The sequence below is a fragment of the Dactylosporangium sp. CA-152071 genome, assembly GCF_050936335.1.
Lineage (GTDB): Bacteria > Actinomycetota > Actinomycetes > Mycobacteriales > Micromonosporaceae > Dactylosporangium > Dactylosporangium maewongense.
Map to the genome: position 1 here is coordinate 2892173 of NZ_JBNJMZ010000001.1, position 14819 is coordinate 2906991.

The window sequence follows — 14819 nt, forward strand, 5'->3', positions numbered from 1 at the left end:
GCCCGCACGGCGACCCTGCGGGTCGATGCCCTCACGAAGTCCGCCCGCGGGCCGGCCCTGAGGACGGCACGCCGACCGGGCGCCGGACGGCGGGACGCCACGCGGCGGGTCAGCCCTCGGAGCCCTCGGAGCCCTCGCCGTGCCACTCGCGGGCGAGGAGCTCGAAGGAGCGGACCCGGTCCGCGTGGTCGTGGGTGATCGTGGTGACGAGGAGCTCGTCGGCGCCGGTGGCCCGCCGCAGCGTGCGGAGCTGGGCCGCGACCGAGGCAGGGTCCCCCACGAACTGCGTGTCCAGGCGGTCCTGGACCAGCGCCTGGTCCCCGTCGGTCCAGGGGGTCGCGGCCGCCTCCGCCGGGGTCGGGAACGGGATCGCGCCGGCGCCGGTGCGGATGCTGCGGACCCAGTGCCGGTACGGCGACGCCAGCTGCTTCGCCACCGCCGCCGAGGGGGCGACGACCACGTCCGCGGAGACCACGACGTAGGGCCGGTCGAGGACCCCGGGACGGAAGGCGGCGCGGTAGGCCGCCACCGCCTCGAGGACGGCCGCCGGGGCGACGTGGTAGTTGGCGGCGAACGGCAGCCCCCGCTCCCCCGCCACCGTGGCGCTCTGGCCGCCGCTGGAGCCGAGGATCCACAGCTCGACCTTCGCACCCTCGCCGGGGGTTGCGTGCACGTCGAGGCCGTCGCGGGTGTACGTGCCGGCGATGAGGGCCCGGATGTCGTCGACCACCTCGGCGAAGTCCGGCGACTGCGCACCCGGCTGCTGCAGCAGCCGCGCGAAGAGCGCGAACCGCGGCTGGGTGACCAGCCGGGAGAAGTCGAACGCCGGCGGGATGAGCAGCCCGTCCACGACACGTGCGGGCTGGGCGGCGACCGGCATGGGTGCGAAGGAGCCGCGCTGGCCGGAGCGGCCCAGGCCGAGGTCGAGCCGGCCGGGGTGCACGGCGTCGAGGAGGCCGAACTGCTCCACCACGGAAAGCGCGGTCTGGTGGCCGACCTGCACGGCGCCCGAGCCGACCCGGATCCGGTCGGTGGCGGCGGCGATGAGGCCGATGAGCACGGCCGGCGCGGCGCTGGCGACGCCGGGCGCGAAGTGGTGCTCGGCGACCCAGAACCGGTGGTAGCCGAAGGACTCGGCGCGCCGGGCGAGGTCGATCGTGTTGCGCAGCGCGGCGCCCGCGTCGCTGCCGGAGCTGATCGGGGACAGGTCGAGGATGGACAGGGGCACGGTCATGACGGCACCGCCGGGGTGGGGAACGGGCGACTCGGGATCTCGCGTCGCAGTACAGGAGCGACCTCGGCCTGGAAGAGTTCCAGGGAGCCGCGGTGTTGCTTGTCGGTGAGCCCGTCGGCGTCGGCCTGGACGTGCATGACCTCGTGGCCGAGGTGGACGTGGTACCGGTGGACCTTGTCGATGATCTGCTGCGGGCTGCCGACGAGGAGCGAGCTGCGTTCGATCGCGTCCTCGATGGTGTGGAACACCGGCTCGACGCCGACGCGCCGGAAGGTCTCCAGGCGGGCGTTGAAGATCGGCCGGTAGGTGTCGACGGCGTCCTGGGACCGTTCGGCCACGTACATCCCGGCGGACCCGGCGCCGACGAGCGCCTTCGACGGGTCGTGCCCGTGGAATGCCAGCCGTGAACGGTAGTGGGCGACCAGGTCGGCGTAGGGCTCGACGGGGTTGGTGACGTTGGCGGAGAAGAGCGGGTCGCCGTGCAGGGCGGCCAGCTCGACGGACGCCTTGCTGGTGGCGCTGCCGTGCCAGATGCGGATCGGCTGCTGCAGGGGCCGCGGCCAGGCCTCGGCCTCCGAAAGCGGTGGCCGGAATCGGCCGGACCAGGTGACCTTGTCCTCCCGCCACAGCCGGGTGAAGAGCTCGTACCCTTCGCGGTTGCGGTCCCACTGGTCGTCCGCCGTGACGTGGAACAGGCGGGCCTGCGCGGCGCCGTTGCCCTTGCCGACGATGAGCTCCAGGCGGCCGCCGGAGAGGTTGTCCAGGGTGGAGTAGTCCTCGAACGCGCGGACCGGGTCGAGGAGGCTCAGCGTCGTCACGGCGGTGAAGAGCCGGATGACGCTGGTGCGGGCGGCGATGTGGCTGAGCACGACCGGCGGCGAGGAGGAGATGAAGGGACGCTCGTGGCGTTCGCCGACGCCGAAGCCGTCGAAGCCGAGCTGCTCGGCGAGGACCGCGTTGTCGACGACCTCGCGCAGCCGCTCGCGGGCCGGCTTCCTGCCGTCGGTGACGATGAGCGTGATGGCGAGGAACTTCACCGCAGCACTCCTTCGGCGAACGTGTACGCCTCTTCCAGGTGCGGATAGCCGGAGAGGATGAACTCGTCGATCCCGGCCGCCCGGTATTCGGCGATGCGGGCGGCGACCTCCGCGTGGCTGCCGACGAGGGCGGTGCCGGCGCCGCCGCGAACCAGGCCGATGCCGGCCCACAGGTTGGGGGCGACGACGAGCCGGTCGCGGTCGCCGCCGTGCAGGTCGAGCATCCGGCGCTGGCCGACGGAGTCGAGGCCGCGCAGGCTCTCCTGCCGCTCGCGGATCGTCTCGTCGGACAGGCCGGCGATGAGCCGCTCCGCCGCGGACCAGGCCTCGCCGGCGGTGGCCCGGGTAATGACGTGCAGCCGGATCCCGAAGCGCACCGGCCGTTCGGCGGCGGCGCGGACCGCGGCGATCTTCTCCGCCACGAGCGCGACGGGTTCGCCCCAGGTGAGGTACACGTCGGCGTGCCGGGCGGCGAGTTTGACCGCGGCCGACGACGACCCGCCGAGATACACCGTCGGCGTGACCGGCGGCGGCTCGCGCAGCAGCCCGCCGTCGATGTCGTAGTGCACGCCGTGATGGTCGAAGCGGGACCCGGACCAGGCGGCGCGGACCACGTCGAGGAACTCGCCGGCGCGCTCGTAGCGGGCGTCGTGGTCGAGCGGGTCGCCGTAGCCGCGCTGCTCGGCGGCGCTGCCGCCGATGACGACGTTGAGCAGCAGCCGCCCCTCGGACAGCCGCTGGAACGTGGCGGCCATCTGCGCGGCGAGGACCGGGGTGATGAGCCCGGGCCGGAACGCGACGAGGAACTTGAGCCGCCGGGTCTGCGCGATCAGCGCGGCCGTGGTGAGCCACGCGTCCTCGCAGTGCGCCCCGGTCGGGGTGAGCACGCCGGCGTAGCCGAGCTGGTCGGCGGCGCGGGCGATCTGGGTCAGGTAGTCCAGGGTCGGGGCGCGGAACGTCGCGGAGCGCGGCAGCGGGGCGGTGTCCTGCGCGCCGATGATGCCGCCGTGGGTGCCGGCGCCGACGGCGTGGTCGTCGCCGCCCGTCGGCAGGAACCAGTGGAACACCGGGCCGGTCACGGGGCCGGTCACGGGGCCGGTCACGGGGTCACTCATGCCGCAGTCCGAGGTGCCCGCGCAGCGTCGTGGTGGTGTAGTCGGTGCGGAACACGCCGCGCTCCTGCAGCAGCGGCACGACGCCGTCGACGAACTCGTCGAGGCCGCCCGGCACGAGGTGCGGCACGAGGATGAACCCGTCGGCCGCGTCGCTCTGCACGAACTCGTCGATGGTGGCCGCGACCGTGGACGGGGTGCCGATGAAGGTCTGCCGGCCGGTCACCTCGATGATGAGGTCACGGATGCCGAGCCCCTTCTCCTCCGCCAGGGAACGCCACTGCCGGGCGGTGGCGAGGGGGTCGTCGAAGAGGCGGGCGCGGCCCTTGATGATGGAGTCGTCGTCCAGGACCGGGTCGAAGACGGGCAGCGGGCCGTCGGGGTCGTGGTCGCTGAGGTCCTTGTTCCACAGCTGTTCCAGCAGCAGGATCGCGGTCTGCGGGCTGACCTGCTGCCGCCGGATGTGGTGCGCCTTCTCCGCGGCCTCCGACTCGGTGGCACCCAGCACGAACGTGCTGGCCGGCAGGATCTTCAGCTCGTCGGGGCGCCGGCCGAACTTCGCCATGCGGCCCTTCACGTCGGCGTAGAACGCCTTGCCGGCCTCGAGGGTGCCGTGCCGGGAGAAGATGGCGTCGGCGTCGCGGGCGGCGAACTCGCGGCCGGGGTCCGAGTCGCCGGCCTGGATGATGAGCGGCCGCCCCTGCGGCGTGCGCGGCACCGTGAAGTGGCCGCGGATGTCGACGTGCTGTCCACTGTGGACGAATGCGCCCGGGTCGCCGGTACGGGTGAAGGCCCCCGACACGCGGTCGGCGACGACCTCGCCGGCGGGCCAGGTGTCCCACAGCTCGCGCGCGGTGTGCAGGACCTCGGCGGCGCGGGTGTAGCGGTCGGCGCGGTCGAGGTAGCCGCCGCGGCGGAAGTTCTCGCCGGTGAACGCGTCGGAGGAGGTGACGACGTTCCACCCGGCCCGGCCGCCGGACAGGTGGTCCAGGGACGCGAGCTTGCGGGCCAGCTCGTAGGGCTCGTTGAAGGTGGCGTTGACGGTGCCGGTCAGCCCGAGGTGGGTGGTGACGGCGGCGAGCCCGGCGAGGACGGTGAGCGCGTCGGGCCGGCCGACGACGTCGAGGTCGTGGATGCGGCCGCGCTGCTCGCGCAGCCGCAGGCCCTCGGCGAGGAAGAAGAAGTCGAACCTGCCGCGCTCCGCGGTCTGCGCGAAGCGGCGGAACGACTCGAACGCGATCTGGCTGCCGGCGGCCGGGTCGCTCCACACGGTCGTGTTGTTCACGCCCGGGAAGTGCGCCGCGAGGATGACCTGTTTCATGCGGTGACCTCCGTGCGGGCGTACCGGTTCCGCGCGGCGGGCAGGCCGAGGTGCCCGCGCAGGGTGGTGCTCGTGTAGCCGGTGCGGAACGCGCCCTCGGCCCGCAGCAGCGGCAACACCTCGTCGACGATGGCCGTCAGGTCGGCGGGCAGCACCCCGGGGCGCAACCGGAAGCCGTCGATGCCGGCGTCCCGCCACGACAGCAGCAGCGCGGCCAGCCCGGCGGCGTCACCGACGTGGATGTGGGCGTCGCTGGTGTACGGGCCGCCGTCGAGCTCGTCGAGGCGGGCCTTGCGGTCCGGGTCGAGGAACACGACGACGTCGGCGAAGACCCGCGCCGGGCGGGCGGCGGCGGCCAGCGCGGCGGCGTCCTCGACGGATTTCGGGGTCACGTAGAGGATGTCGGCGCCGAGCCCGTAGCCGAGCGGCGTGTGGGTGAGGGCGGTGACGACCGGCTGGCCCTGCGGCGGGCGCGGCGTGATCGAGGGGCCCTTGACGCTGAAGTGCCGGCCGCTGAAGTCGATGTGGTGCAGCTTGTCCCGGTCGATGAACCGGCCGGTGGCGACGTCGCGGATCTCGGCGTCGTCCTCCCAGCTGTCCCACAGCCGGCGGACCACCTCGACGTGGTCGGCGGCCTCGGCGAACAGCTCCGCGATGAACGCCTGCGCCGCCGGCTCGGCGTACGCGGCCGGGTCGAGCTCCGGGAACTCCCGGCGGCCGAAGTGCGCGGCCTCGCCGGCCCGCCCGGACACCTGCGCCCGCCAGCCGGCCCGGCCGGTGCTCAGGTGGTCGAGGGTGGCGAGCTGGGTGGAGACGTGGAACGGCTCTGTGTGGGTCGTGGTCACGGTCGGCACCAGCCCGATGTGGGTGGTGACCGGTGCGAGCCTGGCCGCGATGAGCAGCGCGTCGAGGCGGCCCTTGACGTGGTCGGCCCGACCGTCGAGGCCGTCGTGCCGGCCGGACTGCAGGCCGAGGGAGTCCTCGATGGTGACGAAGTCGAGCTTGCCGCGCTCGGCGATGCGGACCAGGTCCAGCCAGTACTCCGGCGCGAACAACGAATCCGGGTGCGTGGACGGGTCGCGCCAGGCGGCGGGGTGCCAGCCGGCACCGTCCAGCGCGACTGCCAGATGGAGCTGCGAAGTCACGCGGGGATCCCTTCCGCGCGGTGCACCGGCTCGTCCCAGTCCAGGACGACGGGTTCGGCGTACGTGGTGAAGTCGGTGGTGTCACGGAAGGCGGGCACCGTGTAGAGGTCGCGGGCGTAGGCCCACAGGTGCGGGAAGTCGGCGAGCCCGGCGCCGTGGCGCGCGAGCGTCACGTACAGCCGGATGTCGGCCTCGGTGATCTCAGGGCCGAGCAGGTAGCGCCGGGTGGCGAGCCGCTCGTCGAGGGTGCCGAAGGCGTCCAGCAGCTCGGTGCTGTCCCGGGCCCCGCGGTTCACGGCCGGGTTGAGCCACGCGTCGAGCTGCTCGATCTCCTTGCGGTGCGCCGCCGGGTAGGTGTCGATCACCGGTGCCGCCAGGTGCCGGAACCGGGTCGCGAGGTCGATGCCGATGCCCTTGCAGTCGTTGCTGAGCACCACGCCGTCCGTGCGGTCCCACAGCGTCGGGACGGAGACGTGCCCGTCGAAGTCCGGCTCGGTCGCGTCGTACGCCTGCCGCAGCAGCGTGAACCCGTTGACCGGGTCGGGGCCGTAACGCTCCCGGAAGGCCCAGCCGCGGCCGTCGCGGGCGTTGTCCATATAGGACACGCTGACGACGTCCCGCAGGCCGGCGAGCGCGTGCGCGATCGTCACGCGCTGCGACCACGGGCAGAACCAGCCCGCGTAGAGGTGGTAGCGGCCCGGCGGGGCGCCAGGGTCCACGCGACCGGCGAACCGGTACAGCGGACGGGGGTCGTCCGGGTCCTGGGGAATGCGGTACACGCCGTGGGCCGTCGTGTCGACCGGGCTGGCCAGACGGCTTGAGCGGGGCAGTTTCGACATGGTGGTCCTCCGTTGATCCGGAGCAGCATAGCCAACCAATCCTACGTGGATACTAGGAGTTAATCCAGGGGTACGTGACATGGCCGACAGGACCGCCCATCGACCGTTGACAGTCACGCACAGCCACTGCTGCACTGGCCCGGCGAGAGGCCGCTGACCCACCCGCGGTGCCGGCCCGTCGCTTCGTCGCGCACCTCGAACCCGTCGCGAACCCCCCATTGAGGATGTCCCATGCGTAGATTCCTTGCGTCCCTTGCCGTCGCGGCCCTACTGCTCGGTGGCTGCGACGGCGCCGCCGGGGACCCCGCCGCCGAGGCCACCGGCGCGCCCGTCCAGGGCGGCAAACTCACCTGGGCGATCGAGACCGAGCCCGTCACCTTCAACCCGCACCAGTACGCCCAGGCCAAGGCCCGCCTGCTGGTGTGGAACAGCTTCGAGGCGCTGCTCACCCACGACGACAAGGGCGGCTACCTGCCGTGGCTGGCGACCTCGTGGGAGGCGTCCGCCGACGGGCTCACCTACACGTTCAAGCTGCGCGACGGCGTCACCTTCCACGACGGCGAGAAGTTCGACGCGGCCGCGGTCAAGGCGAACCTCGACCAGCTCCTCGCGCCCGGCTACGCCCCGAGCGTCGCCGCGACCCAGCTGAAGTACTTCAAGGACGCCGAGGTCGTCGACAGCAGGACGCTGGCCGTCCACCTCAAGCAGCCCGACGTGCTCATCCTCGACTTCTTCGCCTCCCCGCAGGGCGCGCAGGTGTCGCCGAAGTCGCTGAAGAGCCCCGACCTGAAGGCCGGCGGCCCGTCCGTCGTCGGCACCGGGCCGTTCATCCTCGACCGCTACACCAAGGGCCAGGAGGTCCACTACACGAAGAACCCGGCCTACGCGTGGGCGCCCGCCAACGCCGGCCATCAGGGACCCGCCTACCTCGACGAGGTCACCTACCGGTTCCTCAAGGAGTCCAGCGTCCGCGTCGGCGCCCTGACCTCCGGCCAGGTCGACGTGATCGAGGGCGTGCCCGCCACGGAGCAGGAACTGGTCAAGAGCGACCCGAACCTCCGCTTCGCCAAGCAGCTCAACAGCGGCACGGCGTACAACCTCTACTTCAACCTGACCCACGCGCCGTTCGACGACATCCGGGTCCGGCAGGCGTTCCGCGACGCGGTCGACGTCGACGCCGTCCTGCAGGGCGTCTACCGCGGCACCGCGACCCGGGCGTGGAGCCTGCTGAGCCCGTCCAGCCCGTTCTACGAGCCCTCGGTGGAGAAGACGTACGGCAACAATCCCACGAAGGCCAACAGCCTGCTCGACGAGGCCGGCTGGGGCACCAGGGACGGCGACGGCTTCCGCACCAGGGACGGCAAGCGGCTCACCGCGCGGATCGTGCTGTCGGCGCCGTTCGTGCGGGACAAGCGCGACATCCTCGCCCAGGCCGTGCAGGCCGCGGTGAAGCAGAGCGCGGGCATCGACCTGCAGGTCAAGGTCGTCGACCAGGGCACCGCCGCCGACGCGATCGCCAAGGGCGAGTTCGAGGTCTTCGACAACTCCCGCGCCGACACCGACGCCGGCGCCGCGATCGGCCTGATCGTGCCGAAGGGCGCCCCGATCAACCGGCACGGCTACGTCGACCCGGAGCTGGAGAAGCTGATCAGCGAGGCGGCGGCGACCAGCGACACGGCCAGGCGCAAGGCGGCCTACTCCACCGTCCAGAAGACCCTCAACGACAAGGCCGTGCTGCTGCCCCTGTACGCGCCGGCGGACCAGGTCGCCGCGCAGCGGAAGGTCGGCGGGGTGGGCTTCGAGCCGACGGCCGGCGTACCCGGCAGCGCCTACAACGTATGGATCGGCAGGTAGCGATGCCGCCGATGCTGAAGCCGGTCCTGCGGCGGCTCGGCAGCGGGGCGGTGGTCCTCTGGGCCGCCGCCTCCGCGGCCTACCTCGCGCTGCGCCTCGCCCCGGGCGACACCGTCGACACCCTCGTCGGCGACGGCCCCGACACGCCACAGATCCGCGCCCAGATCGCCCGCGACCTCGGCCTCGACCGGCCGGCGGTGGTGCAGTACCTCGGCTACCTGTGGCGGCTCCTGCACGGCGACCTCGGCCGCTCGTACGTGCTGCAACGGCCGGTCGCCGACGTCATCGGCAGCCAGGTCTGGCCCACGGTGAAGCTCACGCTGCTCGCCACCGCGTTCAGCGCCGTCATCGCGGTCGGCCTCGCGATCGTCACCACCGGCCGGGCCCGGTGGCTGCGCGGCCTCGTCTCCGGCCTCGAGCTGTCCGTCGTGTCCGCGCCCGGCTTCCTCATCGGCATCCTGCTGCTGAGCGTGTTCTCCTTCCAGCTCGGCTGGTTCCCCGTCTCCGGCGACCGGGACGCGTCCGCGCTCGTCCTGCCGGCCGTGTCGCTCGCGCTGCCGATCGGCGGGCTGCTCAGCCAGGTCATCCGCGAAGGCCTCGAACGCGCGCTGGAGGAGCCGTTCGCGGTGACCGCCCGCGCCCGCGGCCTGACCCGGCTCGCCCTGCTGTGGCGGCACGCCCTGCGGCACGCGCTGCTGCCCGCGGTGACGCTCGCCGGGACGCTGATCGGCTTCCTGCTCAGCGCCGCCGTCGTCGTCGAGCGGGTCTTCGGCCGGCCCGGCCTCGGCGAGGTCGCCACCGAGGCCGTCAGCAACAAGGACATCCCCGTGGTCCTCGCCGTCGTCATGCTCGCCGCCGCCATCTACGTGGTGCTCAGCACCCTCGCTGACCTGGCGTACCTGCTCATCGACCCGCGCCTGCGGAAAGGCTGACCGTCATGTCGATCGCCCTGCCCGCCGTCCCCGCCGTCGAGAGGCCGCGCGGCCGGTCCCTGCGGTGGGCGCCCGGCGCGGTGGCCGCCGGCGTCGTGCTGCTGCTCGTCGCCGTCGCGGCCGTCGCTCCGAGGCTCATCACCGGCGCCGACCCCCTGGCGGCGGACCCGTTCCACGCGCTGGAGCCGCCGGGCGGGGCGCACTGGTTCGGCACCGACCAGCTCGGGCGCGACGTCTTCACCCGGGTCGTGCACGGCGCCCGCTACTCGCTGAGCATCGGCCTCGTTTCGACGCTGCTGTCGGTGCTCGCCGGCGGGATCGCCGGGCTGCTCGCCGGGCTGGCGCCGCGCGCCGTCGACGAGGTGCTCAGCCGCGCGCTGGACGTGCTGTCCGCGTTTCCGGAGGTGCTGCTCGCGCTGCTGTTCATCGCGCTCACCGAGCCGGGCACCCCGAGCCTGGTCATGGCCATCGCCCTGGCGTTCGCGCCACGGTACGGCCGCATCGTCCGCGCCCAGACGCTGCTGGTCCGGCGGTCGGGCTACGTGGAGCAGGCCGTCACGTTCGGCCTGTCCCGGGCCCGTCTCGTGTGGCGGCACGTGCTGCCCAACGCCCTCGGGCCGCTGCCGGTCATCGCCACCATCGGGCTGGGCACCGCGATCGTCAACGCGTCCGCGCTGTCGTTCCTCGGTATGGGCCCGCAACCACCGTCCCCGGAGTGGGGCGCGATGCTCGCCGAGAGCCGCAACTACCTGCGCGTCGCGTGGTGGGCGGCGATCCTGCCCGGCGCGACCCTCACGATCACCGTCATCTCGCTCACCGCCGTGGGCCGCCGGCTCCAGCGCCGCTTCGAAGGGAGGCGCTGACATGGCGCCGCTGGTCACCGTGGCCGATCTGCGGGTCACGTTTCCCGGGCACGGCGCGGGACCCGTGCCCGCCGTGCGCGGCGTCAGCTTCACCGTCGAGCGGGGCGAGTGTGTCGCGATCGTCGGTGAGAGCGGCTCCGGCAAGAGCGTCACCGCGCGCAGCCTCGTCGGGCTCGCCGGGCCCGGCGCCGAGGTGCGGGCGTCCACATTGGACGTCGGAGGGAGCGACACGACCCGGTTCACCGACCGGGACTGGCGCCGGCTGCGCGGCCGGGTCGCCGGGCTCGTGCTGCAGGACGCGCTCGTCTCGCTCGACCCGCTCAACACCGTCGGCCAGGAGATCGGCGAGGTGCTGCGCACCCACGGCGTCGGCACCGCCGCCACCCGCGACGCGCGGATCACCGCGCTGCTCGACGCGGTGCACGTGCCGGAGCCCGCGGTCCGCGCGAAGCAGTACCCGCACCAGCTGTCCGGCGGGCTGCGCCAGCGCGCGCTGATCGCCTCGGCGATCGCCGCCGACCCGCCGCTGCTCATCGCCGACGAGCCGACCACGGCACTGGACGTCACCGTGCAGGCGCAGCTGCTGCGACTGCTCGCGGAGCGCCGCGCGGCCGGCTCGACGCTGCTGCTCGTCAGCCACGACCTCGCCGTCGTCGCCGGCATCGCCGACCGGGTCCTCGTCATGCACGACGGCGTCATCGTCGAGCAGGGCCCGACCGGGCGGATCCTGACCGCACCCGAGCACGACTACACCCGCATGCTCCTCGCCGCCGTGCCGACCGCCGCCTCGCGCGGGCACCGGCTGTCCTCGGCCGCCCGCGAGCCGCTGCCGCCGGCGGCGGTCGAGCCGGACCGGGTCGTGCTGCGCGCCGAGGGACTGCACAAGCACTACGGCGCCCGGCACGCCGTCGACGACGTCAGCTTCACGCTCGCCCGCGGCGAGATCCTCGGCGTCGTCGGCGAGTCCGGCTCCGGCAAGACCACCGTGGCGCGGATCGCGCTCGGGCTCCTGGAGCCCGACGGCGGCACCGTGCACCTGGGCGACCGGCCCTGGACGGGGGTGCCCGAGCGGCGGCGCCGTCCCGACCGCCGCCGGCTGCAGGTCGTGTCGCAGGACCCGCTCAGCTCGTTCGACCCGCGGTACACCGTGGAGAAACTCATCGCGGAGCCCCTCGGGCTGCGTGGCGCGGCCCGCCGGGACCGGGTCGTGGAGCTCCTGGAACGGGTCGGCCTGAGCGCCGCGCACCTGGGCCGCCACCCGAGGGCCCTGTCCGGCGGGCAGCGGCAGCGGGTCGCGATCGCCCGCGCCGTCGGCCCCCGCCCCGACGTCCTCGTCTGCGACGAGCCCGTGTCGGCGCTCGACGTGTCGGTCCAGGCGCAGGTCCTCGACCTGCTCGCGGACCTGCGCGCCGCCGACGGCACGGCGCTGCTGTTCATCTCCCACGACCTCGGCGTCATCCACCACCTGGCCGACCGCGTGCTCGTCATGCACGACGGCCGCGTCGTCGAGCACGGCCCGGTCGAGGACGTCTTCACCCGGCCCGACCATGCCTACACCCGGACCCTGCTCGCCGCGCTGCCGGCCCTGCCGGCACTGGCCAGCTGACCGCTCTCCACCAGGGACAATCATGCATATTCTGGACAACCCAGCCTGGGCCGCGCTCACCGGCCCGCACGCCCGCTTCGCCGAGCGCAGCGGCGACGCCATCCGCTACCAGACCGACGTCACCCCCTTCATCACCGTCGCGCCCGGCTCCGGCCCGGACGTCTGGGACGACGTGGCCGCGCTCGCCGGCGCCGGCGAGGTCGTCACGATCACCGGCACGGCGCCGCCCCCGCCGGCGCACTGGGAGGTCGTCCTCGAGGCCGGCGGCGTGCAGCTGATCGACGTCGCCCTCGAGGCGCGGCCCGACCCCGAGTCCGCCGTCCTGACCGCCGCCGACGTGCCCGAGATCCTCGACCTCGTCGAACGGACCCAGCCGGGGCCGTTCCGGCAGCGCACGATCGAGCTCGGCACGTACCTCGGCATCCACCGCGACGGGAAGCTGGTCGCGCTCGCCGGGGAGCGCCTGCACCCGCCCGGCTGGACCGAGATCTCCGCCGTCTGCACCGACCCGGCGCACCGCGGGCAGGGCCTCGCGACCAGGCTCGTGCGGGCCGTCGCGCACGGCATCCGCGCCCGCGGCGAGCAGCCGTTCCTGCATGCCGCGGCGACGAACACCGACGCGATCCGCCTGTACGAGTCGATCGGCTTCCGGCTGCGCCGCCGCACCACGTTCCGGGCGGTGCGGGTCCCGTCGCTCGTGGGAGGGCCGGCCTGATGCTCTACGCCGCCGAGGTCCAGGCGCCTTCGCTCGCGGCCCTGGAGCGGGCCGTGCTCGACGCAGAGCGGGCCGGCTACGCGTTCGTGACGTTCCCCGACGCGCCGCGGCGGGCCGGGGTCGAGGCCGGGGTCCTGGCCGCCTACCTGGCGCGGCGCACCACCCGGATCGGGCTCGCGCCGACGCTGCACGTCACCACCACCGAGCCGTTCCACCTCGCCACCCAGCTCGCCGGCCTCGACCACGCGTCGCTGGGGCGGGCCGGCTGGGTCGTCGGCGCCACCACGGCCGCCGGGGACCTCGCCACCGTCGGCCGCCTCCATGTCGACGCCGGCGAGGTCGCCGACGTGGTCGAGGTCGCCCGCCGGCTGTGGGACTCGTGGGAGGACGACGCGGTCATCCGGGATGTGCAGACCGGCCGGTTCCTCGACTCCCGCAAGGTCCACCACGTCGACTTCGAGGGCCCCGGGTTCTCCGTCGTCGGCCCGCTCATCACGCCCCGCCCGCCGCAGGGGCAGGTCGTCGTCATCGGCTCCGCCTCGATCGCGGCGGAGCTCGACGTCGCGCTGGTGCGGGGTTCCGGCGTGGCCGGCATCGCCGAGCGCGCCGCCGCGGCCCGCGCGACCGGGGTGCCGCTGGTCTTCGCCGACGTGCCCGCCGGCTTCGACGCCGCCGCGTTGGAAGGTGTGGTCGACGGGGTGCACTTCCACGGCGGTACACCACCCGCCATCGCCGCAGGTGCGCACGGCGCGACCCTGCGGGAGACGCTCGGCCTCCCCCGCCCCACGAACCGCTACGCCGTCGCGAGGAGCGTCGCATGACCCAGTTGCATCTCGGCGTGTTCTTCACGGGTGTCGGGCCCAACCTGCTGTGGACCGAGCCGGACTTCGCCGAGCACACCCACATCGACACGTTCGTCGACGTCGTGCGGACCCTGGAGCGCGGCCTGTTCGACGCGTTCTTCCTCGGCGAGGGCCTGCGGGTGCGGGAGAACCGCGGCACCGTGTACGACCTCGACGTCGCCGGGCGGCCCGACGCGATCACCCAGCTGGCCGCGCTGGCCGCGGAGACGACCCACATCGGGCTCGTCGCCACGCAGAACACCACCTACAACTACCCGGCGGACCTGGCCCGGCGCCTGGCCTCGCTCGACGCCGTGTCCGGCGGCCGGGCCGGCTGGAACATCGTCACCACCGACAACGCGTGGACCGGCGCGAACTTCCGGCGCGGCGGCTGGCTGCCGCACGAGCGCCGCTACGAGCGGGCGACCGAGTTCGTCGAGACCGCGAAGGCGTTGTGGCGCAACGAGCACGTCGTCCGTGACACCGACCTCGTCACGCTCGACGCGACCGGCGCGGTCCCGCCGAGCCCGCAGGGGCGGCCGGTGCTCTTCCAGGCCGGCGACTCCGACGGCGGCCGTGAGCTCGCCGCCCGCCACGCCGACGTGGTCTTCTCCGCCAACACCGACTACGACAAGGCCGCCGCCTACGCCGCGGACCTGCGGGCCCGGCTCGCCCGGCACGGCCGGTCCGCGGACTCCCTGCGGATCCTGCCCGGCGCGTCGGTCGTGCTCGGCGACACCCCCGGCGAGGCGCGGGAGCGGGCCGACTGGATCACCCGGGAGCAGACCACCGGGCCGCGCGCGATCGCGTTCCTGGAGCAGTACTGGGGCAAGGACCTCTCCGGCTACGACCCCGACGGTCCGCTGCCGGACATCGACCCGGCCGACGGCGAGCTGGACCCGTCGCGCGGCACGATCCCGATCGAGCTGCGCACCGGCAAGTTGCGACGGGTCGCCGGGTGGCGGGCCCTCGCGGCGGAGCGCGGGCTGTCGATCCGGGACCTGGTGATCGAGGTGACGCCGCGGCACAACACGTTCGTCGGCACGCCCGGGCAGGTCGCCGACGAGTGGGCCCGCTACGTGCGGGACCGGGTCGTCGACGGGTTCAACCTGCTGCCGCAGCTGTTACGCCCTTCCGGCAGCTCCCGGCTGCTGCCGGGCACCGTCGAGGACATCGTCGACCGGCTCGTGCCGCAGCTGCAGGAGCGCGGCGTGTACCGCACCGCGTACGAGGGCACCACGCTGCGTTCCCACCTGGGGCTGCCGCCGGCATGACGGCTTGCGGTGCCGCCGCCGGTGTGACCGCCCTGTGGGGATGTA

The 14819-nt window shown here is 73.8% G+C and carries 13 protein-coding genes; 7 read left to right on the forward strand and 6 right to left on the reverse strand.

Translation table 11 applies throughout. The features are described from left to right. Nucleotides 1-109 precede the first annotated feature (109 nt). Genes ACQEVZ_RS12770 through ACQEVZ_RS12795 form a run of 6 tightly spaced genes read right to left on the reverse strand, consistent with a single transcriptional unit; the run spans nt 110 to nt 6688 of the window. Nucleotides 110-1234 carry an LLM class flavin-dependent oxidoreductase gene (locus tag ACQEVZ_RS12770; protein ID WP_433365704.1) on the reverse strand — a complete coding sequence of 375 codons (1125 nt, stop codon included), beginning with the start codon at nt 1232-1234 and terminating at the stop codon, nt 110-112. Then, complete coding sequence (locus ACQEVZ_RS12775; RefSeq protein ID WP_433365707.1) at nt 1231-2271, reverse strand: LLM class flavin-dependent oxidoreductase; 1041 nt, start codon at nt 2269-2271, stop codon at nt 1231-1233. Before ACQEVZ_RS12775 ends, ACQEVZ_RS12770 begins: the two co-directional genes overlap by 4 nt. Further along, nucleotides 2268-3386 carry an LLM class flavin-dependent oxidoreductase gene (locus ACQEVZ_RS12780; RefSeq protein WP_433365710.1) on the reverse strand — a complete coding sequence of 373 codons (1119 nt, stop codon included), beginning with the start codon at nt 3384-3386 and terminating at the stop codon, nt 2268-2270. Before ACQEVZ_RS12780 ends, ACQEVZ_RS12775 begins: the two co-directional genes overlap by 4 nt. Continuing rightward, complete coding sequence (locus ACQEVZ_RS12785) at nt 3379-4704, reverse strand: NtaA/DmoA family FMN-dependent monooxygenase (protein ID WP_433365713.1); 1326 nt, start codon at nt 4702-4704, stop codon at nt 3379-3381. Before ACQEVZ_RS12785 ends, ACQEVZ_RS12780 begins: the two co-directional genes overlap by 8 nt. Next, nucleotides 4701-5849, reverse strand: a complete 1149-nt coding sequence (locus ACQEVZ_RS12790) for an LLM class flavin-dependent oxidoreductase (protein ID WP_433365716.1) — start codon at nt 5847-5849, stop codon at nt 4701-4703. Before ACQEVZ_RS12790 ends, ACQEVZ_RS12785 begins: the two co-directional genes overlap by 4 nt. Beyond that, complete coding sequence (locus ACQEVZ_RS12795; protein WP_433365719.1) at nt 5846-6688, reverse strand: glutathione S-transferase C-terminal domain-containing protein; 843 nt, start codon at nt 6686-6688, stop codon at nt 5846-5848. The genes ACQEVZ_RS12790 and ACQEVZ_RS12795 overlap by 4 nt, the downstream gene beginning before the upstream one ends. 231 nt (nt 6689-6919) lie before the next feature. Here ACQEVZ_RS12795 and ACQEVZ_RS12800 point away from each other — a divergent pair, with 231 nt between their 5' ends. The 7 genes from ACQEVZ_RS12800 to ACQEVZ_RS12830 are packed head-to-tail and all read left to right on the forward strand — an operon-like array spanning nt 6920 to nt 14774. Beyond that, nucleotides 6920-8542, forward strand: coding sequence for an ABC transporter substrate-binding protein (locus ACQEVZ_RS12800; RefSeq protein WP_433365722.1), 1623 nt, complete (start codon nt 6920-6922; stop codon nt 8540-8542). An 11-nt stretch (nt 8543-8553) separates the two neighbouring features. Then, the gene (locus tag ACQEVZ_RS12805) at nt 8554-9474 is read left to right on the forward strand and encodes an ABC transporter permease (protein WP_433365725.1); all 921 of its coding nucleotides are present in this window, start codon (nt 8554-8556) and stop codon (nt 9472-9474) included. Nucleotides 9475-9479: 5 nt separating this feature from the next. Continuing rightward, nucleotides 9480-10337 carry an ABC transporter permease gene (locus tag ACQEVZ_RS12810; protein ID WP_433365727.1) on the forward strand — a complete coding sequence of 286 codons (858 nt, stop codon included), beginning with the start codon at nt 9480-9482 and terminating at the stop codon, nt 10335-10337. Between the two features lies 1 nt (nt 10338). Then, nucleotides 10339-11943 carry a dipeptide ABC transporter ATP-binding protein gene (locus tag ACQEVZ_RS12815; RefSeq protein ID WP_433365729.1) on the forward strand — a complete coding sequence of 535 codons (1605 nt, stop codon included), beginning with the start codon at nt 10339-10341 and terminating at the stop codon, nt 11941-11943. A gap of 22 nt (nt 11944-11965) precedes the next feature. Continuing rightward, on the forward strand, nt 11966-12658 hold the full coding sequence (locus ACQEVZ_RS12820) for a GNAT family N-acetyltransferase (protein ID WP_344504101.1): 693 nt from the start codon (nt 11966-11968) through the stop codon (nt 12656-12658). Further along, nucleotides 12658-13479, forward strand: coding sequence for an LLM class flavin-dependent oxidoreductase (locus ACQEVZ_RS12825; protein WP_433365732.1), 822 nt, complete (start codon nt 12658-12660; stop codon nt 13477-13479). The genes ACQEVZ_RS12820 and ACQEVZ_RS12825 overlap by 1 nt, the downstream gene beginning before the upstream one ends. Continuing rightward, the gene (locus ACQEVZ_RS12830) at nt 13476-14774 is read left to right on the forward strand and encodes an LLM class flavin-dependent oxidoreductase (RefSeq protein ID WP_433365735.1); all 1299 of its coding nucleotides are present in this window, start codon (nt 13476-13478) and stop codon (nt 14772-14774) included. Before ACQEVZ_RS12825 ends, ACQEVZ_RS12830 begins: the two co-directional genes overlap by 4 nt. Nucleotides 14775-14819 lie beyond the last annotated feature (45 nt).